Source organism: Halorientalis brevis (assembly GCF_023077655.1).
The window spans coordinates 360,323-380,394 of record NZ_JALLGV010000001.1 but is presented as its reverse complement, the minus strand read 5'-3'; the positions used below and the strand labels follow the sequence as shown (position 1 = coordinate 380,394).

Below are 20,072 nucleotides of genomic sequence, written 5' to 3'. Positions count from 1 at the left end.
CTTACCACCTCATCGTCGTCGCTTTGGTCACGTCGACGTCCTGGAAGTTCCGGTAGAGAACCATGATGATGCCGATACCGACCGCCACTTCGGCGGCCGCTAACGCCATCGTGAACAGGGAAAAGACCTGTCCCGTGAGGTTGCCCCACAGGAACGAGAACGCGACGAGGTTGATGTTCGCTGCGTTGAGCATCAGCTCGACCGACATCAGGAAGATGAGCGCGTTCTTTCGCGTCAGGATGCCGAACAGGCCGATACAGAATACGCCCGCCGACAGGACGAGGTAGTACTCGGCTGGAACGGCCATTCAGTCGTCACCTCCCTCGTCGTTTTCGAGCGTGCGCCGGATGTCCCGACCGCCGTCGGTCAGTGCGCCGCGGACGCTCCCTTCCTCGCGTCGGGCGAGCATGACCGCGCCGACCAGCGCGGCGACCAGCACGACGTCGATGATCTCGAACACGACCAGGAACTGCTCGCTCTCGTAGGCAGCCAGGTCGCCCATGTTGAACATCGCGTAGCCGATCGACGCGGTGATCGAGCCGCTTCCGGGGAAGCCGGCTGCGCTGGGCAGGTCAGCACCCAGGAACACGACGGCCAACACGGCGAACAGCGCGGCCGCGGCCAGCCCGGTGAGCCAGTTCGCCTCGGTCGCGATCTCGGGTCGGGTAGTCATGTGGTCACCTCACTTAGCTCGTCCATGCTCTCCTGGCGGGTGAGCATGACGGCGAAGGTGATCAGGATCAGCACACCGCCCACGTACACGAGTATCTGCATCGCCGCCACGAATTCGGCGCGCAACATCACGTAGTGGACGGCCACGCTCAGCAGTGCGATCCCGAGCATGAGCGCGGAGTGCCACACGTCCCGGAGTAGGACGACGCCCAGGGCGCTCGCGAGGGTTACGAACGCGAACAACCCGAACGCTATGGTTTCGTACAGTGCCATCTTACATGAGTCTCCTTCCGGCGGGCCTTTGAAGATTTCTTTATCAAATTCACGCGCGTGCGCTATGACCCCTCGAATCTGCCAACTAATCCACGGTTATTTTGTGCTCGGGGTGTGAACTACGTGTGACAATTCGTCACAACTGGTCCTCCGGTGTCACTAAGACCGGCTTTCGACCGGGAGTTTTTTAGAGGAGATACCACGCGGAAACGGTACGACGGACCTCCGAGTCGCAAGCGAGTATTTCTGCGGTGAACGAGTGATTGGAGTGCCGGTTTTGCGATCGAGCGGTACCCTAACAGTCACGGAACGAGCGGAATCGCATGGTGTTCGATTCTGCTCGGCGGTCGCACCGAGCGCGCGTCCGACTGCAACGCTGAGGAAGAACGGGATGCCGAGGGTGACCACTGCCATGACGGCGGCGCCGAAAAGCGTGAAGTAGAGCCACAGGCCGCCAGCAGTGAGAAGTGTGATAATGGCTTTACTTGGCTCTCCACTCAGTACGGATGGGAGACCTGGCGCTCCCATCACGAACCTGGCCGCAAGGAAGGCTGCGATGGGCATCGTCCCGGTGAGATAGGTCACGAGTCCAATGGTGCCGCCTACGACTGTCCCGCCCCCTGCTGTCAGGTTGCTTCCACTGTGTTCAGCCAACCGGTTCCAGAGCCACCCGCCGACGTAGCCGGCGTTCAGTACACAAAAGAGACTCATAGCCACCGCTCCGACGACCAACCCGGCGAGTTCGAGGCTGGTCCATTCCCCTGTTGCGAGCGCCTCACGCTGAACGGGATCGAAGATTGCGGTCCCCAGATACACGGTCGCGAACCACACCCCGCTGAAGACGGCCGCAACGCGACAGAAGAGTCGGCGGACATCCGCCGCGTTCGTCGGGTCGTCCACGTATCGACTCACGACCCACTGCATGGGCAAACGTACAGTCTAAGCGACATTCAGCGTTGGGGTCGGTGGGGCCATCATAAAACAAGCATCCGGCGAACGAAGTGAGCCGGCTCACTCCGCGCGAGTATAACGAGCGCGGAGCAAGTTTTAGTCCAGGTTTTGCGAACGAGTGGTTCCCGCAGCGAACGAAGTGAGCGAGGAAACCCGAGTGAGTAAAAAGTGGTTATTGGTAGTCGACTTCGCCGTCGCCTTCGCCGATCCACGCGCCGCGGTCCGGCTCACGCGATTCGAGCGGGTCGATGTCTTTGTACCACGGGACGTTCTTGAGCTGCTCTTTGTTGTAGGCGAGTTCGTCCTTGGTGTCGGCGGTGAACTCGAAGTTCTGGGTGAGCAGGATGGCGTCGACGGGACAGACCTCCTCGCAGAGTCGGCAGTAGATACACTGGCCGATGTGGAGGTTGTACTGCTCGCCGTTGCGCTGTTCGTCGGTGACGATGTTGATCGTGTTGTTCGGGCAGACGTTCTCACACTGCCGACACCAGATGCAGCGTTCCTGGCTGAACTTGTGAACGCCGCGGAAGCGCGGGCTCACGTCGGGTGCGGTGTCTGGATACTCGACGGTGAACGTCTCGCCGTCGAGCGCGTGTTTCATCGTCGTCGCCATGCCTTTGAGGAGTCCGATCATTGGTAGTCACCTCCGGTCGTGGAACGCGTCGAGTACATCAGACGACCACCCCCACGAGGACGGCCGTCAGGACGAGGTTCGCCAGCGAGAGCACGAGCATGCCCTTCCAGCCGATCTCGATGAGCTGGTCGATGCGCACGCGGGGGAGCGCCGACCGCGCCCACTGCGTGAACAGGAACACGCCCCAGATCTTGATGACGAACCAGACGATCCCCGGCAGGACCGGGCCGGCCGGGCCGCCGAGGAAGATCGTCGCGATGATGGCACCGCCGAGGAACACGTGGATGAACTCGCCCAGGTACAGCAGGACGAAGTACACCGACGAGTACTCGGTCTGGTACCCGGCGACGATCTCGGTCGGCGCCTCGGGGATGTCGAACGGGTTCCGTCCGACCTCCGCGAGGTTCGCGACCATGAACAGCACGAACGCGAACGGGTTCACGAACGCGTACCACGACGGGATGGCCAGGCCACCGATCGAGAACAGCGTCTCGGTCTGTGCGGCGACGATCTCGCTCATCTGCAGCGTGCCCGCGAAGATGACGACGGACGCGCCGGTCAGTACCAGCGGGATCTCGTAGGCCAGGTTCTGCGCGACTGCACGCAGCGAGCCGAGGAACGAGTACTTGTTGTTCGATGCGTAGCCGGCCATCACGAGGCCGATTGACGCGATCGAGGCGACGGCGAAGACGTACGCCAGCCCCGTCTCGGGGTCGGCGACCTGGATACCGTTGCCCATCGGGATGACCGCGAAGCCGAGCAGCGCCGAGCTCGCGAGCACGAGCGGCGCGAGGTCGTAGGCCGGGCGGTCGACTTTTTCCGGAACGATGAGTTCCTTCGAGAGGAGTCGAACCGCGTCAGCCACGATGATGAGCAGGCCGAACGGTCCGACTCGGTTGATCGCGATGCGGTCCGTGAACGCGGCCGTGATCTTCCGCTTCGCCCAGATGACCAGTGCCGTGTTCGTCAGCATGAACGTGCCGACCAGCGCCGACGCGATGATCGCTGCCAGGAAGAAGTGCAGCGGATTGTCGGCGTTGAGACCCAGCAGGTCGACGAGGGTCTCCGGCAGCGGTGCACTCGGTGCGTTCTGGAGCGGTACCATCACCGATCCACCTCCCCGAGCACGATGTCGAGGCTACCAAGCGACGCGACCATGTCCGGGATGTACTCGCCCTCGGACATCACGGGCAGCGTCTGCAGGTTCGAGAAACACGGGCTGCGGATCTTGAACCGGGCGGGCTTGTCCGTCCCGTCCGAGCGGATGTAGATCCCGAGTTCGCCCTTGGCCCCTTCGACCGCGCGGTAGATCTCCGTGTCGGGGTCGGGCTTGAGCGTCCGCGGGACGTTGGCCTGAATCTCGCGCTCGTCTTCGGGCCAGTCCTCCAGCAGGTCGACACACTGCCCGATGATCTTCGCGGACTCCTCGACCTCCTGCATGCGCACGAGGACGCGCGCGTAGTTGTCGCAGCCGTCCTCGGTGACGACGTCCCAGTCGAGTTCGTCGTAGTAGCCGTACGGGTCGTCGCGCCGCAGGTCGTAGTCGATGCCCGAGCCACGAGCGACCGGGCCGGTCGCGCCGTAGTTCTTGGCGACCTCCGGCTCCAGCACGCCGGTGTCGACACACCGGAGCTGGAAGATCTCGTTGCTCGTGATGAGGTTGTGGTACTCCTCTAGCTTCTCCGGCATGCCGTCGAGGAAGTCACGAATCTTCTCGAAGAACTCCTCGCGGGGTTCGGGCAGGTCCCACACGACGCCACCGAGCCGGAAGTAGTTGAACATCAGCCGCTGGCCGGTGAGGTCTTCGAGGATGTCCTGTGCGATCTCGCGGTCGCGAATGCCGTACTGGAAGATCGCCGTGAAGTCGCCGTAGACGTCCAGCGCGAACGTCGCGAGCGCGAGCATGTGCGAGGCGATGCGGGAGAGTTCCGCGCCCATCGTCCGGATGACCTGGGCGTATTCGGGCACCTCGATGTCTGCGAGGTCCTCCGCGGCGCGCGCGTACGCCCACTCGTTCAGCAGCCCCGCCGAGATGTAGTCCCAGCGGTCCGGGTACGGCATGATCTGGTGGCGGTACGTTCCCTGCTGACAGAGCTGCTCCTCACAGCGGTGGAGATAGCCGATGTCGGGGTCGAGGTCGGCCACCTGCTCGCCGTCCAGGACGGTCTTGACGTGCAGGACGCCGTGCGTCGCAGGGTGGTGCGGGCCGATGTTGATGAACATCGTGTCCGAGTTCTCGCCCGCACGGTGGTCCTCCTGCAGCGGGTTGGCGTGCTCGCGCAGCGAGACGATCTGGGGCTGGGTCTGATTGTAGTCCAGCGACAGGGGATGGCCCTGCCAGGTCTCGGGCAGGAGGATGCGGCGCAGGTCCGGGTGATCCTCGTACTCGATGCCGACGAGGTCGTAGGCCTCCCGCTCGTGCCAGTCTGCGGTTCGATAGACGTCGTTCGCGCTCTGACTGACCGGATCGTCTTTGCTGGTCGGCACGACGACCGACAGCTCCTGCGTCGGGTCGTCGTACTTCTTGAGGTGGTAGATGGACTCGTAGCGGTCCTGGTACTCCTGGGCAGTGACGCACGAGCAGTGGTCGAAACCGGCGTCCTGCTTCAGCGTGCTGAGTGCGTCCTGGACGTCGTCGGGACGGACGACGAACCCCTCGGCGTTGACGTGCTCCTCGCGGTCGAGGACCAGGTCACCCAGGAGGGTTTCCAGAGCGTCGTAGTCGAGGCCGTCGTCGGTGACGCCGACTTCCATCTCGGCGTCGCGTGGTTCTTCTAAACTCATGGCGAATCAGTCCAGTTATAGCGCATGACGAGGTCGTCCTCGTCGATCTGGTCGGCGAGCTTCTGGACGATCTCGTCGCGTTCGAGGTCGCCGAACTGCTCCAGCTCGTAGGGTTTGACCGTCACGGGTGCGGACTCGCCGTTGGCGACACGTTCCTGGAGCTTCGCGACTCCGTAGATGAGTGCCTCCGGGCGCGGCGGACAGCCGGGGACGTGAATGTCCACCGGAATGACTTCCTCTGCACCTTTGATGACGTTGTATCCTTCCTGGAACGGGCCACCAGAGATCGTACACGAGCCCATGCCGACGACGAACTTCGGCTCGGGCATCTGGTCGTAGACGCGCTTCATCCGGGGCGCGAACTTCGAGACGATCGTCCCCGGAACGATAATCACGTCAGCCTGTCGTGGTGACGCACGCGGAACCCCTGCACCGAAGCGGTCCAGGTCGTGTTTGATCGCGTACGTGTGAATCATCTCGATGCTGCAGCAGGCGATTCCGAACTGCAGCATGAACATCGAGGAACCCCGGACCCAGTTCATGAACTTGTCGAACTTCGTGAGGATGAACGGCGACGAGCCGAACGCCTCCCGAAGCGGTGAGTTGAACCGGTTGTCCGCTTCCTGCCCCATCCGGGCTTCCTGCGTCGAAAGTGAGTCGTTTGTCGTGTCGTTACTGCTCATTGGTTTGTCCTCCGTTCACTCGCAGCCCGCGGGGAGCGGACCCATTTGACTGCGCCGTTGCGCCAAGCCCACCCGAGACCGATGACGAGTACGCCGATGAACACCAGCATCGGCGCCAGGGCCTTGTCCAGCCCGACGCCGCTCTCCAGTGCGCTCCGGTAAATGACCGTCCAGGGGAAGATGAGGACGGTCTCGATGTCGAAGACAACGAACAGGAGCGCGACCATGTAGTACTGGATGTTGAACCGTATGCGGGTGTCACCCGTCGGAATTTCACCGCTCTCGTAGGTGGTGAGTTTCCCTTGCTCGGGCACGCTTGGCCGGAGAAGCTTTGAAATCGCCATCATCCCAAGTGGGATGAGTACACCAACCAGCGCCAGCGCCCCGATGGCTATCCATGGATTGCTCATCCGTGTGCACCTATCGTTTTGCGGGTTAGGAACGGGGCCATATAAGGGTTCATTCTTCCGGATTTGGCCCCGCTCGTTACTTCCTCGGGCGAGCGGTCACCGGTGTTCCCCGACCTCGACTTCGCATACCCTACCCGCATCTACCTGCCGGGAACCGGGTACAGAGGATGCTACGAGCCGTAGTAACGCCGTATGCACTCGTCTGCCAACTGACGATCGCTGCTTCGTAAGCTGGTCTTTCTGGCTCCCGTCACGGCTCGATCCAGTGGAAGCGTCGGGACTACGCTCGACGGAGGCGACGCATCGGCGCGCACCCGACGGAACGCTACGGCCGGTTCGAATCGACGAGTTCCATCGTCAGGAAGGTTTGTCCGGCCTGCGAACCGCGCATCGAGACGGCGAAGGGATAGTCCTCGTTGACGCAGGTCCGGAGTTGCTGCTGGGAGTCTTCGGGGACGACGACGTACTCGGTACACTGAATGCCGTTCACGGTTGTTTCTCCCTGCGGTGCGACCGTCGCAGTTCGGCCAGCCACCGAACTGTTCGTCGGGAGTTCGTTGCCGTCGACGGTGAAGTTCTGACCGGACCCGTCGCCCATCCCAGCGATCGCGAGCGGCGCGCGTGCGTAGACGAACATCCCAGCCACCTCGTCACGACCCGCTTTTCGCACGATCTCGCTGTGCGTTCCCGTGATCGTCGTGTTCTTGGTCGTGTCTCCGTTGCTGGAGGTGACCTCGACTGTCACGTCGTCACCGTCCACTGCGACGACTGTCCACGTCTCCGTCGCCGTCGATCCGAACAACGAGCTGTCGTAGGTGTACGACTCACCGTCAGTGAACTCGTAGGTCGAGAGTCCGATCTCCCCTGGATCTGACCCACCCCCGTCCCCTTCCGCGGGTGCGTCTGTGGGCGCGTCCGTGGTGGGTGACTGTCCGCCGGTGTTACAGCCTGCCAGTACCAGCAACAGACTCATCAACAGGACGCCGACAGTCTGCCGGGTTGCTAATCGTCCCATGCCAGCTAGTTTGTCTATTGGTCATAAAATGCTATTGTGTGTCAACATATGTTCACCATATTATAACTGAGTGTCACAGTGTTCTGTTATGTGTGGGGTTTTAGAAAATGTGCTTATACTTTCGGCTACCCGTAGCGGTTACTGAAAGGGCTGGTCGTTCCAGAACAGCGTGGTTCCGGGAGGCTCAGTCCCGCTGCGATTTGAACTCGGGCGTGCCGAGTTCGTGCAGGTCACGCGAGACGTCGCCGACGCCGTCCTGGAGCCCCTCGTGATAGGAGACGAGACGGTCGCGGAGGTCCTCGTGCTGGCGGGCGAGTATCTGGACGGCCGACAGCGCGGCGTTGAACGACTTGCCGGCGTCGACGGCCACGATTGGGGCTCCCTGGGGCATCCCGATGACCGACGGGAGCGACTTCTCCTGGACCGGGACCCCGATGACCGGGAGCGGGTAGGCGATCGAGGCGGTCATGTTCGGCAGGTCGGCGGATTTTCCACCCGCGCCAGCGATGATGACGTCCAGTCCGCGGTCTGCAGCCGTCTCCGCGTAGGTGTACATCAGTCCTGGGGTGCGGTGGGCCGAGACGACGAACGTCTCGAACGTGAACCGCGACTCGGGGGGGTCGTCGTAGTCGGTCTGTTCCTCGAAGCCGAGTTCCTCCGTCAGAACGTCGTACGCGCCGGGGCGGCCCGCTTCGGACCCGGCCATCACGTCGAGGTCCGAGTCGGACCCCATGATGATGCCGATCTCGGGCGTCGCCTCGTCGGGGGTGTCCTGCTGTGCCTGTGCTTCGAGGTCGTCGATGAGTGACTGAACGTTCTCTGCGGTGGTCATGACTGGAAGGTGAGTCCGTCGCGCAGTTCGCGTACCGATTCGAGCAGTTCCGTTGGGTCGTCGTCGGCGTCACCGGTCAGGGTCACGTGGCCCATCTTTCGGAGCTCGTAGACCTCTTTCTTTCCGTACCAGTGGAGGTGTGCCTGCGGGGTCTTGAACACCGACTCTTCGCCGGTGAGCGTTGCGTCCTGACGCTCGGCAACGTCGCCGAGGATGTTGGCCGAGACGGTCGGCGCTCGGCGCTCTGTCGACCCGAGCGGACGGCCGGTCACGGCGCGGACGTGCTGTTCGAACTGGGAGGTGTGACAGCCCTCGATGGTCCAGTGGCCGGAGTTGTGGGGCCGCGGTGCGATCTCGTTGAGCAGGATCTCCTCGCCGGTGTCGAACAGTTCGATCCCGAAGACGCCCCGGCCCTCCATCACGTCGAGGACGTCGGTCGCGACGTCTCGGGCGTCTTTCCGGACCACTTCACTCGCGCGTGCGGGCGAGACTGTTTCGCGGAGGATCTCTTCCTCGTGGATCGTCTCGGTCACGGGGAACGTCGTCGTCTCGTGGGCGCCGCGACAGCCCATGACGGCGAGTTCGCGCTCGAAGTCGAGGAACTCCTCGACCATCGCCGGGCCCGCGATCTCGTCAAACGCCGCCGCGACGTCGTCGGGCGACTCGACGAGGATGTTCCCGCGGCCGTCGTACCCGCCGGTCCGGGCTTTCAGCATCGCGGGATAGCCCAGCTCGTCGAGCGCGTCCCGAAGTTCGTCCTCGGTATCGACCTGTCGGAACGCCGGAACAGGGACGCCCGCGTCCTGAAGCCGTTCTTTCTGGACCAGTTTGTCTTCGATGAGTCGGAGCGTGTCGGGTGCCGGGTGGACCGGCACGCCGGTCTCCTCGCTGACCGCTTCGAGGAGGTCCGGGTCGGCCAGTTCGATCTCGTAGGTGAGGTAGTCGGCGCGTTCGCCGAGTTCGTGGAGCGCGTCGTGGTCGTCGAAGTCTCCGACGACCTGGTCGCGGACGACCGGTGCGGCCGGTGCGTCCGGCGTCGGGTCCGAGACGACGAGTTCGACGCCCAGCGGCCCGGCGGCTTCAGCGAGCATCCGGCCGAGTTGGCCGCCACCGACCACACCCAGCGTCGGTCCTGGCGAGGTGAGTGTCATTGGGCGCCGCTTCCCGAGCGACCTGCTTAAGCGTTGTTACAGCGGGTCGCTCCCCGTCCAACTGCGCCCGAGCTACCCGGTCGCGTTGGGTTCCGTGGCGTAGTCCGGGTGGAACAGGAAGACGGTCTCCGTCCCGTAGGAGCGCAGTTCGTAGGTCGCGAGCCAGTAGTCCGGGAACTCCTGGCGGACCGTGTCTTTCTCGGACTGCCGCGTGATGATGACCGGCGGCGGGTCCGACTCGTACTCGCTCAACTCGGCCGAGTCGTCGGCACAGCTCACCGTCGAGTTCTGCTTCTCGAAGTACCAGGGTAAGGGGAGCGAGTTGAACCACTTCGCGCACGCGGGTTGCCTATCGGCCTCTTCGGCTCCGTCCACGAAGAACGACCCGTACAACAGCACGTCGGTCCCGTTGTCGTGCCGATCCGACGCGGCGGCCATCCGGTCGAGCGACGGCTGGAGGTTGCCGGCGGGCTGTGCGTACTGGACGAGCTTGTTCTCGTCGGACTGGGGTTGCATGTACACCCACTGGCCCGCGGAGAAGGCGACGAAGCCGACGATGACCAGCAACAGCATTGCGCTGAGTCCGACGGACAGTGAGTCGTCACGGGCGAGTGCCGACCGGCCCCAGCGAACGATCACCGCCACCCCGACGGCGGCGGGGATCGCCAGCGGGACGACGGCGTGCATTCCCGCCCACGGTGCTTGGATGTCCGTGATGATCGGGTAGCCGAGCACGGAGACGAAGCCCGCGTAAAAACTGAACGCGACGACGTCTCGCGGCCCGTCCTCTGCGTACCGGTCGACGACGAATCCCAGCACGGCGAGCAGGCACAGCGCCAGCGCGCCGTATCCCAGCGTTTCGAGGAGGTCGCCAAGATACGGGAGGTAGGAGTGGTCCTGGTGGCCGCCGTTGACCCAGAGGCCGAAGAACCGCTTCCAGGAACCGACGACCGCTTCCTCGATGACGGCGGGAAACAGCGTGGGATCGTTCAGCGCGTCGCCGAACGTCGCCGTTCCCTCGAGATCCGTCCCCTCCAGGTCCCCGCGCGGCGCGTAGAAGTACACGATGATAGCCACGAATTCGAGGATCGCGAACAGCAGGGACGGCAGCCAGTGCCAGAGCTTATAGGCGGTCGTTTTGACGTACTCCCACAGCAGCGTCGACCACTTCTGGTCTTGTTCGGTCGCGTAGAGGAGTCGGTGGTCGAGCAAAAGCACTGTCGCGCCCAGCCAGGTCACCAGGTAGATGAGCACGTTCTCTTTGGCGGTGGTCGCGAGCGCGACGCAGGCGACGCCCGCAAAGAGGTATCGCCGCCGGCCGGTGTCGATGAGGCGGACGAACAGCACGAACGCGAACAGCATGAAGAAGGCGACGAGGGGGTCCCCGCGCATGAACCGGGAGTAGTACAGCAAGAGCGGGTTGACGGCGAGCAGCAGCGCCAGCGCCCCGACTTCCACGTCGCGGAGCCGCTCGCGGAGACCGAGGGCTGCCAGCGGCGTCAGGCCACCCAGCAGCGCCACGACCAGGCGCATGTTCGCGTCCGAAACGCCGAACAGATCGAACACGAGCGCGTTGACGTGGTGGTAGAAGGGACCGTGGATGATCGGGCGATAGTACATGTCGCCGGTTTGCATGTAGTCGAGAATCCACCAGCCGACGCGGGCTTCGTCCCAGTGGGCGGTGCGCTCGCCGAGGGCGAACAGGCGGATGAGGAGAGCGAACGCCACGACGGCGCCGACCGCGAGGGTCAGGCGGTCGACGCCGTATCTGGTGAGAAAGCCGGTCTCGGACTGGTGGCTACTATCAGTCGTGGAGGGCGAGTCGTCGTCCTCGACCGTTGCCATTGTGAGTCGTCATGCTCCCGGGGGTTAGGATTCTTCTGGTTCCGGATGCCCGTCGGTGCCGAACGGTATTTCTTTAGGTCCCCGTTGCTATCCCCGCCATATGGTACGGCTCGGACTGGTGGTCGCGAGGTTCAATCGCGACGTCACCGAGGAAATGGAGCGGACGGCCTTGGAAGCCGCCGAGGAACTGGACGCGGAGGTCGTCGAGACCACGCACGTCCCCGGTGCGTACGACGCACCGCTGGCAGCGGATCGGCTGGCTCGTCGGGACGACATCGACGCAGTCACGGTCATCGGCGCCATCAAGTCGGGTGACACCGACCACGACGAGATCATCGGCAACGCGATGGCCCAGGGCCTGACCGAGGTGAGCCTCGACCGAGACACCCCCGTCACGCTGGGCGTCACTGGCCCCGGCATGAGCATGGACGAGGCCCACGCTCGCACCGGCTACGGCGCGAGCGCACTGGAAGGAGCCGTCGACCTCGTGGAGTCACTAGCATGAGCATGGACTTTGCATCCCGCGTACGACGAGTCGAACCGAGCGCAACTCTCGCGATCAGCAACCTGGCGTCCGAACTGGAGGCCGACGGCGTCGACGTCGTGGACCTCTCGGTCGGCGAACCGGACTTCGATACCCCCGAGAACGTCAAACAGGCTGGGAAGGACGCGATGGACGCCGGCCACACCGGCTACACGTCCTCGAACGGCATCCCACAACTCCGAGAGGCCATCGCGAACAAACTGCAGGACGACGGCCTGGACTACGAGGCCGACAACGTCATCGTCACCCCCGGTGGGAAGCAGTCCCTCTTCGAGATCTTCATGTCGCTCATCGACGACGGCGACGAGGTCTGCCTGCTGGACCCCGCGTGGGTCTCCTACGAGGCGATGGTCAAGATGGCCGGCGGCTCGCTGTCCCGGGTCGACCTCTCGCCCCACGACTTCCAGCTCGAGCCCGCGCTGGACGAACTCGCCGACGCGGTCTCTGACGACACCGAACTGCTCGTCGTCAACTCCCCGTCGAACCCCACTGGAGCCGTCTACTCCGACGCCGCCCTCGAAGGCGTCCGCGACCTCGCCGTCGAGCACGACATCACCGTGATCTCCGACGAGATCTACAAGGAGATCACCTACGGCGTCGAGCACACGAGTCTGGGCACGCTCGACGAGATGGGCGACCGCACGATCACGGTCAACGGCTTCTCGAAGGCCTACGCGATGACCGGCTGGCGGCTGGGCTACTTCGCCGGCCCCGAGGAACTGATCTCCCAGGCGGGCAAACTGCACAGCCACTCCGTCTCGTGTGCCGTCAACTTCGTCCAGCACGCGGGCGTCGAAGCACTGGAGAACACCGAGGAGTCCGTCGTCGAGATGCGCGACGCGTTCGAGGAACGGCGCGACATGCTCGCGGACCTGTTCGCCGAGCACGGCGTCGACGTGCCGGTCGGCGACGGCGCGTTCTACATGATGCTCCCGGTCGACGACGACGACCAGGCCTGGTGTGAGGGCGCCATCGAGGACGCCCACGTCGCCACGGTTCCGGGCAGCGCGTTCGGGACGCCCGGTTACGCCCGGCTCTCTTACGCGGCGAGCAAAGAGCGCCTCAAGGAAGGCGTCGACCGACTCGCCGAGAACGGCTACCTGTAGACTCACACCGCTCTTTTACTCTCACCAAGGCGTATATCCCTGGCTGGACAGCAATCGAGTAGGATGATCCAGCGCGCGCTTCCGCTCTTGCTCGTCGCCGCGATGCTGGTCGCTGGCTGTGTGGGTGGCCCCGGCCAGACGCCCACGGACACCGAGACAGCCGTTCCGACCGCGACGGAGTCGCCGTCGACGACGACCGACGAACCGACGCCCGACGAGAACGCGACCGTCGAGTGGCCCGAGGGACCGAAGTCACAACCCGACCGGCCAGCGACCCTCACGACCGAGCGCGTCCGCGAGTTCGCGAAGACCCACGAGTACCGCTACGTGTACAACTCGCTGTGGGTCAACGAGCACACGAACGTGACGCTGGACTGTTCCGTGAACGAGGTCGGCCCCGCCGGCGACGGGTACGAGGCGATCGTGAGCTGTACCGGCTATTCGAACACCCGCGGTCCGACAGCCGGAACGCAGACGGCCACTGACGTCCACGCCGACTGGTTCACGCAGACGTACGTCTACTACGTCGACGATGACTCCCTCCGGCGGACGCGCGCCGACGAGTGAGCGGTTCGGACGCCGCTGGGATCGACACCGATCTGCCTGTGTTCCGGTCGTATGTGGGTGAAAACCGCAAGCGGGCGGACCAATCCTTTTCCGCCGCCTCGGCGTACCGATCCCATGCGGCTCGTGCAGATCTCAGTCTCCGACGACACGCGCGACGCCGTCCTCGACGTGCTTCGTGACAACAATCTCGGCTACACCATCACGGCGGGCGCGGGCGAGCAGTCCGACCGGTCGCTGGTCTCGTTCGTCCTGCCGGCGGACGCCGTCGAGCACGTGCTCGAAGATCTCCGGGAGACCGGGTTCGAGGAGGATCAGTTCACCGTCTCGCTCAGCGCGGAGTTCGCCGAAGTCGAGGGGCTCGACTCCGTCCAGGACCACTGGGCGAACACCTCGAACAAGATCGCTCCGCGAACCCTCCGGTCGAAGGCCAAGGACATCCGGCTGAACACCCGGTCGTACGTCTGGCTGATGTTTCTGAGTACGATCGTCGCCACCGCGGGACTGTTGCTCGGGTCGCCGGCGATCATCGTCGGGTCGATGGTCATCGCCCCGCTTGTCGGCCCGATGCTGACCGCGAGCGTCGGCGCGGTCCGCAATGACCGTCGGATGGTCGTCCAGAGCCTCCACATGCAGGCGCTCGGATTAGGGGTAGCTATCCTCGGCGCCGTCGTCGTGAGCATGCTCGTCCGTGGATTGCAAATCGTGCCGCCCACGCTGGCGATCGAAACGCTGGAACTCGTCGCACTCCGCGTCTCCCCCGGAGTCCTGTCGGCGGCCGTCGGGCTCGCTGCCGGCGCGGCGGGCGCGTTCAGTATCGCCACGAAGGGTCGCGTGAGTCTCGTGGGAGTGATGATCGCGGCTGCCCTCATCCCGACGGCGGCGACGACCGGGATCGCCCTCGCCTGGCAGAACGTCCTCGTCACGGTGGGGTCCCTACTCTTGCTCGTTGTCACCGTCGTGGCCGTCAACGTCGGCGCGTTCGCCGCGTTGCTGTATCTCGGTTACAGACCGGACGAACAGAACAGCGACGGCTCGTTCGTCCCGGAGTCGACGAAAGCCCGGGTCGTCGTCGGGACGACGCTCCTGCTCGCTGCGTTCATCTCCCTGGTCGTCCTCGGTGGGTTCACACAGCAGGCCGTGTTCGAACAGCAGGTCAACGTCGCTGTCTCGAACACGCTGGACGACGGACAGTACGAGAGCCTCCAGTCTGCAGGGCTGACGATGGAGTACACGTCCCCGGTGTTCGTCCAGCAAGAGCCCGTGATTACGGTCACGATCAGCCGCACGTCCGACCGCGAGTTCTCGGAGTTACCGTCGGTGCTCGAGCGCGCCATTCGCGAGAAAACTGGGCGGACCGTCGCCGTTCGAGTCAGGTTCGTCGACTACGAGCACTGAGGCGCGCGGTCAACAGCGCTGGTCGCAGACCCGGTCGATGATGTCGCCGGTCGAGAGCAACTCGTCGTCGTGGTTCGGTTCGCGACCGGACGCGCGACGGACCTCACAGTCGATGCCCCGTTCGTCGAGGGCCTCGGCGATGGAGTCTTCCTCGTGATGCTGGTCGTAGCCGAGGGCGATGACGTCCGGTTCGATGTCGCGGATGGGGACGAAGATGTCCTCGGGATGGCCGATCCGCGCCTCGTCGACGACTTCCAGCGCCGCGACCATGTCCCGCCGTTGCTCGTTCGAGAGCACTGGCGGTTCCTTGTGGGTGACGTTCTCGCGGCGGGCGATGATGACGTGGAGTTCCGTGCCCATCGACGCCGCGTCCGAGAGGTAGTGGACGTGGCCCGGATGGAGGATGTCGAAGGTGCCCTGTGCGACGACTGTCGTCGATGTGTCCGATGGCGATGGCGTCATAGATCGTCTCGTAGTTCCGCGTCGATGTCTGCCTGCGTGAAATCGAAGAACTCCTCATCGGGGAGTTCGACGTCCAGCACGTCCAGGTCGCGGGGATCGCCGTCCTGGTCGAACGCCCGCCAGTCCGTCGGCCCGTAGGGGGCGCCCATGATGATGTGGACGTTGCCCTTGTGGAACGTCTGGAGATCGGCGTCGCTCGGTCTGAGGGCGCCGTTCGGGTGAGAATGGATCGACCCGGCCGCACGCATGTCGTTCGGAATCATGCTCGTTTTGACCGTCGCGCTGACGGGATTGGACTCGGTGCCCGGAATGACGAGCACGTCGGTGATGACCGTCCCGTCTCGTTCGAGGCCGAGTTTCTGTGCGTCCTCGCCGCGGAGGAGTCCCATGTACTCGTTGGGGTGTGCACCCTCCGCAGCTTCGCGGGCGAAGTCGAGGGCCGCCTCGGCGATCCCGAGGATTTCACCCGACCGAAACAGCCGCATAGCTTATTCTCGGTGCGGTTGCCTTCTAAGGGTTCCGGAACCCGCGTGCCGCCTCCAAGAAGACGGTTTCCAAAGCTTGAAACCGGCGAGTGTCGAAGCACGGCTACATGTCTCCAACGCCGACTCCCGACGACGGGGCGGACCTATCCGCCGACGGGGAGCCTGTCGTTTACGACCTCGCCGATGGCTGTACACTCGACGACGTCTCCGAAGGCAACCGCTATCACGCCACGGTCAACGGCGTCGTTGCGTACGGCGTCTTCGTCGACCTCTCGGCTTCGGTTTCAGGACTCGTGCACGAATCGAACCTGGTCGCCGACTACGACGTCGGCGACGAACTGATCGTCGAACTCGCGGAAATCCGTGAGGACGGCGACATCAGTTTCGAGGAAGTGGAACTGGCGAGCTACGAAACCGAACGCGTCGACGCCGGTGCCCAGGTCCCCGTCACGGATCTGGAAGCCGCCGTCGGTGACACGGTGACGCTCGACGGTATCGTCGTACAGATCAAACAGACCGGCGGCCCGACGATCTTCCACGTTCGGGGCGAATCCGGCGTCGTCCCCTGTGCCGCCTTCGAGGAAGCCGGGGTCCGCGCCTATCCCGACGTCGAACTCGACGACGTGGTCCGACTGACCGGACGCGTCGAGCGGCGAGAGGAGTCGGTCCAGATCGAAGTCGACGAGATCGAACGGTTCGAGCCGATGGACGCGAAACCCATCCGCGAGCGACTCGACGACGCCCTCGACGAGCAGGCCGAACCCGCCGAGGTCGAACCGCTCGTCGACTGGCCGGCGTTCGAGAAGCTCCGGCCAGATCTGGAACGCGTCGCCAAACGCCTGCGTGCCGCCGCCCTCGACGGCCGTCCGATCCGGATGCGCCACCACGCCGACGGTGACGGCCTCTGTGCCTCGGTGCCGCTCCAGCTCGCCCTGGAGCGATTCCTCGCCGAGCACCACCACGATCCGGACGCCCCGCGTCACCTCCTCAAGCGCCTCCCGAGCAAGGCCCCCTTCTACGAGATGGAGGACGTCACGCGGGACCTCAACTTCGCACTGGAGAACCGCAAGCGCCACGGCCAGAAACTGCCGATGCTCTGCATGCTCGACAACGGGTCGACCGAAGAGGACACGCCGGCCTACCGCAACCTCGCGCACTACGACGTGCCGATCATCGTCGTCGATCACCACCACCCCGACCCCGACGCGGTCGGCCCGCTCGTCACCGACCACGTCAACCCGTACCTCCACGACGAGGACTACCGGATCACGACCGGGATGCTCTCGGTCGAACTCGCGCGGATGATCGACCCGTCGCTCACGGACGAACTCAGGCACGTCCCGGCCGTCGCCGGGCTGTCCGACCGGTCCCAGGCCGAGGCGATGGACGAGTTCATCGACCTCGCCGCACAGGAAGGGTACGACGAGGCGGACCTGCGCGACATCGGTGAAGCGCTCGACTACGCCACCCACTGGCTCAAGTACAACGACGGGCGCCAGCTCATCAACGACGTCCTGAACGTCAACTGCGACGACCGGGACCGTCACGAGGAACTGGTCGAGTTCCTCGCCGCCCGCGCCGAGCGCGACGTGGAGAAACAGCTCGACGCCGCGATGAGCCACGTCGAACACGAGGAACTCGACAACGGCGCGCACCTCTACCGGATCGACGTCGAGAACTTCGCACACCGGTTCACCTACCCCGCTCCGGGGAAGACGACCGGCGAGATCCACGACCGGAAGGTCCAGGAGACGGGCGATCCCGTCATCACGATCGGTTACGGTCCGGACTTCGCCGTCCTGCGCTCGGACGGCGTCCGTCTCGACATCCCCGAGATGGTCGTCGAACTCACCGAGGAGATCGACGGCGGTGGCGTCTCCGGCGGCGGCCACCTCGTCGTCGGCTCGATCAAGTTCGTCTCTGGCATGCGCGAAGAAGTGCTCGACGCGCTCGTCGAGAAGATGGCCGACGCCGAACTCGACGAGGCGCTCGCAGCCACGTTCCAGGCAGACGAGTAACCCCGTTCGCTGATCGCTGTTCTTCTCCATCGAGTGCCGCAGTGCGCTCCGTCGACCGCTCGGCCTGTGAGTGCAGACAGCGCCTGAACGTGGGAATCCGGTGTCACTGGGTACGCTGAGGTCGAACACGCGATATGCCAGAGCGTGTCGAGTGTCCGGTACGCAGGCCCCCGCAGAGAACGCGGCGGCGTACCCGAGCGACATCAAAAGGTAAAGTGCCTCTGTCTCGGAGACACTGGTATGGCCGACGAGGAGATCGACGACGTGGACAGGGCGGTTCTCTACGCACTCCAGGAAGACGCTCGGAACATGTCGTCTGGAGACATCGCGGAACGGACCGGTACGTCGGACAGCACCGTCCGCAAGCGCATCCAGCGTCTCGAATCCGACGACGTAATCAAAGGATACAGCGCGAACGTCGACTATCAACGGTCGGGCTATCCGCTCCGCATGTTGCTCTATTGCACCGCTTCGATCCCCGAACGCGGCGACATGATCGCCGAGATTCTGGAGATCGACGGCGTCGTCTCGGTCCAGGAGCTAGTTACCGGCGAACAGAACCTCCTCGTGACGGTCGTCGGCGAGTCGGACAGCGACATCACGCCCGTGGCACAGGAACTCCTCGACATGGGACTCACGGTCGCCGACGAGGTACTCGTTCGGAGCCACGAGACGACGCCCTTCGGCAAGTTCGATTCCGAGAACGACGGCTAAACGACGACTCGTTTGACGTCCAGTCCGGTCGCGCGCCGGACGACTGCCCGTATCGGATCGACCGCGCCAGCCAAATTGTCCGAGTCACCGTCGAGAACAGTGAGCGCCGCCCGCCGGCCGGGGGCGATGACGCCACAGTCGAGCCCGGCAAGCTCGGCACCCGCCGTCGTCGCCATCCGGAGCACTTCCCGCGCTGTCACGTCGAACCGCTTCGCCGTGTACGCCATTTCGCGAAACATCGACGGGGAGTTCAACATCACGTTGTCCGTTCCGAGTGCGACCGTCGTGTGGTCGAGTAGCTCCCGTATCGGAGGGGTTCCGACCTCGAGAACGGTGTTCGCGCGCGGACACACGGCGACTGGAACCGACTGCTCCGCGACTCGGTCGAGGTGCTCCTGTTCGGCGTGTACCATGTGGACGAGCAGCTCCGGCTCCAGGTCGAGCGCCGGATGAATGTCGGTCGCGTCCGGTTCGCCGGCGTGGATGGCAAAGGGGGCGTCCCGTTCCTCGCACGCAGCACGCTGTTCACTGAAGTCGTCGTCGTTCGCGCCGGACGCTCCGTACCCGTCGGCGACGTCGAGGACGGATTCGGCTCCGCTCCCGAAGATAAACGGGTCGACGTCTACCGGCCGTGCCGCTTCTCGGAGCGCGCGTGCGCCGGCGGTTCCGGACTCTCGAAAATCCAAACAGGCGATCGTCCCGGTTCGCTGCATGTATCGAAGGGTCCGACGCATGGCCGTCACCAGATCGGACCGATCGGCAGCCGCCAGTTGCCGGTGTTTCAGGCTATCCGGCGGTGCGACCGCCTCGTCGAGCGAGAGCCCGACGGCCGCTTCTTTCGCGACGGAATCTCCCAGGTGCGTGTGGGCGTTGACGAACGCCGGCAGTACGACGTCGGTCGATGCCGTCTCCGCCTCCTCGATCGCCTCGATCCGACCGTCCTCGATGACGACACGACCTCGGATCGGCTCGAACGACCGCCCGACGAGAACGGTCCCAGCGATTTCCTTCATACGAAGATCTCGGATCAGGTAACGATATGGTTTTTCAAATCGATATATCGAACAGTTCGGTAATTTTACTTTGGCACGGGGCCTGATCTGTCCCGGGTGCCGATGGTCGATACTGACGCGCGCGAACGGAGGAGGTCACCTGTCGATGAGCGGGGCCTCTTCGCGGAATCCACACCGCTGCGGACGGTGTGGTATCGACTCGTCGAGTACAACGTCAGCCGCCAGGTTCAGTACCTCCAGCAGGTACTCCCGCCGTCGGTCACGATCGCTGGCTACGTTCACGATCAGGACGGGGCGTACAGTTCGTTCCCCGACAATCGGTATCTGGTCGCGCTCGACGGTGAGACCGACCCGTCTCGGATCAGGACGTTGCTCCCCGAAGACACTTCGGTCCAGGTCGCGAGTCTCTTGCATTATTCCTAACTGTTAGATCTCCTCGCGCAGCCCGAGCCACACAACCATAATGTTCTATAATAACGAACTCTGCGAACACTCTGGTAATATAGATAGCTTTAATA

Annotated in this window: 23 protein-coding genes; 7 read left to right on the top strand and 16 right to left on the bottom strand. The window is 64.1% G+C overall.

What is annotated here, in order from left to right; all coding sequences use genetic code 11:
* Position 1: 1 nt before the first annotated feature.
* The 13 genes from nuoK to MU553_RS01920 all read right to left on the bottom strand — a co-directional run bounded on the left by nuoK (position 2) and on the right by MU553_RS01920 (position 11,250).
* Entirely contained in the window at positions 2-307 is a 306-nt protein-coding gene (gene nuoK / locus MU553_RS01980; protein ID WP_247374234.1) for an NADH-quinone oxidoreductase subunit NuoK, read from the bottom strand.
* Entirely contained in the window at positions 308-673 is a 366-nt protein-coding gene (locus MU553_RS01975) for an NADH dehydrogenase subunit 6 (protein WP_247374231.1), read from the bottom strand.
* Positions 670-945: an NADH-quinone oxidoreductase subunit J gene (locus tag MU553_RS01970; RefSeq protein ID WP_247374229.1), complete on the bottom strand. Its 276-nt coding sequence runs from the start codon at positions 943-945 to the stop codon at positions 670-672. Before MU553_RS01970 ends, MU553_RS01975 begins: the two co-directional genes overlap by 4 nt.
* Before the next feature lie 159 nt (positions 946-1,104).
* A complete protein-coding gene (locus MU553_RS01965; RefSeq protein WP_247374227.1) occupies positions 1,105-1,869 on the bottom strand; it encodes a hypothetical protein in 765 nt (254 codons plus the stop codon).
* 199 nt (positions 1,870-2,068) lie between these two features.
* On the bottom strand, positions 2,069-2,530 hold the full coding sequence (locus MU553_RS01960) for a NuoI/complex I 23 kDa subunit family protein (RefSeq protein ID WP_247374225.1): 462 nt from the start codon (positions 2,528-2,530) through the stop codon (positions 2,069-2,071).
* Positions 2,531-2,567: 37 nt separating this feature from the next.
* Positions 2,568-3,635 carry a complex I subunit 1/NuoH family protein gene (locus MU553_RS01955; protein WP_247374222.1) on the bottom strand — a complete coding sequence of 356 codons (1,068 nt, stop codon included), beginning with the start codon at positions 3,633-3,635 and terminating at the stop codon, positions 2,568-2,570.
* Positions 3,635-5,314, bottom strand: coding sequence for an NADH-quinone oxidoreductase subunit D (locus tag MU553_RS01950; protein ID WP_247374220.1), 1,680 nt, complete (start codon positions 5,312-5,314; stop codon positions 3,635-3,637). Before MU553_RS01950 ends, MU553_RS01955 begins: the two co-directional genes overlap by 1 nt.
* Positions 5,311-5,946 carry an NADH-quinone oxidoreductase subunit B gene (locus MU553_RS01945; RefSeq protein WP_379814345.1) on the bottom strand — a complete coding sequence of 212 codons (636 nt, stop codon included), beginning with the start codon at positions 5,944-5,946 and terminating at the stop codon, positions 5,311-5,313. The genes MU553_RS01950 and MU553_RS01945 overlap by 4 nt, the downstream gene beginning before the upstream one ends.
* Positions 5,947-5,993: 47 nt before the next feature.
* Complete coding sequence (locus MU553_RS01940) at positions 5,994-6,407, bottom strand: NADH-quinone oxidoreductase subunit A (protein ID WP_247374216.1); 414 nt, start codon at positions 6,405-6,407, stop codon at positions 5,994-5,996.
* 325 nt (positions 6,408-6,732) lie between these two features.
* The gene (locus MU553_RS01935) at positions 6,733-7,422 is read right to left on the bottom strand and encodes a hypothetical protein (protein ID WP_247374213.1); all 690 of its coding nucleotides are present in this window, start codon (positions 7,420-7,422) and stop codon (positions 6,733-6,735) included.
* Between the two features lie 184 nt (positions 7,423-7,606).
* Entirely contained in the window at positions 7,607-8,254 is a 648-nt protein-coding gene (locus MU553_RS01930; RefSeq protein WP_247374211.1) for an AIR carboxylase family protein, read from the bottom strand.
* Positions 8,251-9,405 (bottom strand): 5-(carboxyamino)imidazole ribonucleotide synthase, encoded by a 1,155-nt coding sequence (locus tag MU553_RS01925; protein ID WP_247374202.1) that lies wholly within the window; start codon positions 9,403-9,405, stop codon positions 8,251-8,253. The genes MU553_RS01930 and MU553_RS01925 overlap by 4 nt, the downstream gene beginning before the upstream one ends.
* 72 nt (positions 9,406-9,477) lie before the next feature.
* A complete protein-coding gene (locus tag MU553_RS01920; RefSeq protein ID WP_247374200.1) occupies positions 9,478-11,250 on the bottom strand; it encodes a flippase activity-associated protein Agl23 in 1,773 nt (590 codons plus the stop codon).
* Positions 11,251-11,350: 100 nt separating this feature from the next.
* Between MU553_RS01920 and ribH the strand changes: the two genes are divergently transcribed.
* The 4 genes from ribH (at position 11,351) to MU553_RS01900 (ending at position 14,862) form a co-directional block, all read left to right on the top strand.
* On the top strand, positions 11,351-11,755 hold the full coding sequence (ribH, locus tag MU553_RS01915; RefSeq protein ID WP_247374198.1) for a 6,7-dimethyl-8-ribityllumazine synthase: 405 nt from the start codon (positions 11,351-11,353) through the stop codon (positions 11,753-11,755).
* Positions 11,752-12,900 (top strand): pyridoxal phosphate-dependent aminotransferase, encoded by a 1,149-nt coding sequence (locus MU553_RS01910; RefSeq protein WP_345893344.1) that lies wholly within the window; start codon positions 11,752-11,754, stop codon positions 12,898-12,900. The genes ribH and MU553_RS01910 overlap by 4 nt, the downstream gene beginning before the upstream one ends.
* A 63-nt stretch (positions 12,901-12,963) precedes the next feature.
* Positions 12,964-13,467, top strand: coding sequence for a hypothetical protein (locus tag MU553_RS01905; protein ID WP_247374185.1), 504 nt, complete (start codon positions 12,964-12,966; stop codon positions 13,465-13,467).
* A 114-nt stretch (positions 13,468-13,581) separates the two neighbouring features.
* The gene (locus MU553_RS01900; protein ID WP_247374182.1) at positions 13,582-14,862 is read left to right on the top strand and encodes a TIGR00341 family protein; all 1,281 of its coding nucleotides are present in this window, start codon (positions 13,582-13,584) and stop codon (positions 14,860-14,862) included.
* Between the two features lie 9 nt (positions 14,863-14,871).
* Here MU553_RS01900 and MU553_RS01895 read toward each other — a convergent pair whose 3' ends face one another.
* Positions 14,872-15,324 (bottom strand): FAD synthase family protein, encoded by a 453-nt coding sequence (locus tag MU553_RS01895; protein ID WP_247374180.1) that lies wholly within the window; start codon positions 15,322-15,324, stop codon positions 14,872-14,874.
* A complete protein-coding gene (locus MU553_RS01890; protein ID WP_247374178.1) occupies positions 15,321-15,809 on the bottom strand; it encodes a Mov34/MPN/PAD-1 family protein in 489 nt (162 codons plus the stop codon). The genes MU553_RS01895 and MU553_RS01890 overlap by 4 nt, the downstream gene beginning before the upstream one ends.
* A gap of 107 nt (positions 15,810-15,916) precedes the next feature.
* On the opposite strand from MU553_RS01890, the gene han reads away from it, so the two are divergent.
* Together han and MU553_RS01880 are read left to right on the top strand one after the other, a co-directional pair.
* The gene (gene han, locus MU553_RS01885; RefSeq protein ID WP_247374155.1) at positions 15,917-17,827 is read left to right on the top strand and encodes a Hef-associated nuclease; all 1,911 of its coding nucleotides are present in this window, start codon (positions 15,917-15,919) and stop codon (positions 17,825-17,827) included.
* Between the two features lie 240 nt (positions 17,828-18,067).
* Positions 18,068-18,541, top strand: coding sequence for an Lrp/AsnC family transcriptional regulator (locus MU553_RS01880; RefSeq protein ID WP_247374143.1), 474 nt, complete (start codon positions 18,068-18,070; stop codon positions 18,539-18,541).
* Here MU553_RS01880 and MU553_RS01875 read toward each other — a convergent pair.
* Positions 18,538-19,554 carry an amidohydrolase family protein gene (locus MU553_RS01875; protein WP_247374141.1) on the bottom strand — a complete coding sequence of 339 codons (1,017 nt, stop codon included), beginning with the start codon at positions 19,552-19,554 and terminating at the stop codon, positions 18,538-18,540. The two genes, MU553_RS01880 and MU553_RS01875, sit on opposite strands and share 4 nt — an antisense overlap.
* Before the next feature lie 102 nt (positions 19,555-19,656).
* Between MU553_RS01875 and MU553_RS01870 the strand changes: the two genes are divergently transcribed.
* A complete protein-coding gene (locus MU553_RS01870) occupies positions 19,657-19,977 on the top strand; it encodes a hypothetical protein (RefSeq protein WP_247374130.1) in 321 nt (106 codons plus the stop codon).
* The last annotated feature ends 95 nt before the right edge of the window (positions 19,978-20,072 follow it).

What these genes read in the sequence shown, in the direction of transcription:
- ribH (WP_247374198.1), top strand. Translation starts at nt 11,351, where the DNA reads ATGGTACGGCTCGGACTGGTGGTCGCGAGGTTCAATCGCGACGTCACC.
- MU553_RS01905 (WP_247374185.1), top strand. Translation starts at nt 12,964, where the DNA reads ATGATCCAGCGCGCGCTTCCGCTCTTGCTCGTCGCCGCGATGCTGGTC.
- MU553_RS01920 (WP_247374200.1), bottom strand. Translation starts at nt 11,250, where the DNA reads ATGGCAACGGTCGAGGACGACGACTCGCCCTCCACGACTGATAGTAGC.
- MU553_RS01880 (WP_247374143.1), top strand. Translation starts at nt 18,068, where the DNA reads ATGGCCGACGAGGAGATCGACGACGTGGACAGGGCGGTTCTCTACGCA.
- MU553_RS01950 (WP_247374220.1), bottom strand. Translation starts at nt 5,314, where the DNA reads ATGAGTTTAGAAGAACCACGCGACGCCGAGATGGAAGTCGGCGTCACC.
- MU553_RS01965 (WP_247374227.1), bottom strand. Translation starts at nt 1,869, where the DNA reads ATGCAGTGGGTCGTGAGTCGATACGTGGACGACCCGACGAACGCGGCG.
- MU553_RS01890 (WP_247374178.1), bottom strand. Translation starts at nt 15,809, where the DNA reads ATGCGGCTGTTTCGGTCGGGTGAAATCCTCGGGATCGCCGAGGCGGCC.
- MU553_RS01875 (WP_247374141.1), bottom strand. Translation starts at nt 19,554, where the DNA reads ATGAAGGAAATCGCTGGGACCGTTCTCGTCGGGCGGTCGTTCGAGCCG.
- han (WP_247374155.1), top strand. Translation starts at nt 15,917, where the DNA reads ATGTCTCCAACGCCGACTCCCGACGACGGGGCGGACCTATCCGCCGAC.
- MU553_RS01970 (WP_247374229.1), bottom strand. Translation starts at nt 945, where the DNA reads ATGGCACTGTACGAAACCATAGCGTTCGGGTTGTTCGCGTTCGTAACC.
- MU553_RS01940 (WP_247374216.1), bottom strand. Translation starts at nt 6,407, where the DNA reads ATGAGCAATCCATGGATAGCCATCGGGGCGCTGGCGCTGGTTGGTGTA.
- MU553_RS01945 (WP_379814345.1), bottom strand. Translation starts at nt 5,946, where the DNA reads ATGGGGCAGGAAGCGGACAACCGGTTCAACTCACCGCTTCGGGAGGCG.
- MU553_RS01975 (WP_247374231.1), bottom strand. Translation starts at nt 673, where the DNA reads ATGACTACCCGACCCGAGATCGCGACCGAGGCGAACTGGCTCACCGGG.
- nuoK (WP_247374234.1), bottom strand. Translation starts at nt 307, where the DNA reads ATGGCCGTTCCAGCCGAGTACTACCTCGTCCTGTCGGCGGGCGTATTC.
- MU553_RS01910 (WP_345893344.1), top strand. Translation starts at nt 11,752, where the DNA reads ATGAGCATGGACTTTGCATCCCGCGTACGACGAGTCGAACCGAGCGCA.
- MU553_RS01870 (WP_247374130.1), top strand. Translation starts at nt 19,657, where the DNA reads ATGGTCGATACTGACGCGCGCGAACGGAGGAGGTCACCTGTCGATGAG.
- MU553_RS01925 (WP_247374202.1), bottom strand. Translation starts at nt 9,405, where the DNA reads ATGACACTCACCTCGCCAGGACCGACGCTGGGTGTGGTCGGTGGCGGC.
- MU553_RS01935 (WP_247374213.1), bottom strand. Translation starts at nt 7,422, where the DNA reads ATGGGACGATTAGCAACCCGGCAGACTGTCGGCGTCCTGTTGATGAGT.
- MU553_RS01960 (WP_247374225.1), bottom strand. Translation starts at nt 2,530, where the DNA reads ATGATCGGACTCCTCAAAGGCATGGCGACGACGATGAAACACGCGCTC.
- MU553_RS01900 (WP_247374182.1), top strand. Translation starts at nt 13,582, where the DNA reads ATGCGGCTCGTGCAGATCTCAGTCTCCGACGACACGCGCGACGCCGTC.
- MU553_RS01930 (WP_247374211.1), bottom strand. Translation starts at nt 8,254, where the DNA reads ATGACCACCGCAGAGAACGTTCAGTCACTCATCGACGACCTCGAAGCA.
- MU553_RS01955 (WP_247374222.1), bottom strand. Translation starts at nt 3,635, where the DNA reads ATGGTACCGCTCCAGAACGCACCGAGTGCACCGCTGCCGGAGACCCTC.
- MU553_RS01895 (WP_247374180.1), bottom strand. Translation starts at nt 15,324, where the DNA reads ATGACGCCATCGCCATCGGACACATCGACGACAGTCGTCGCACAGGGC.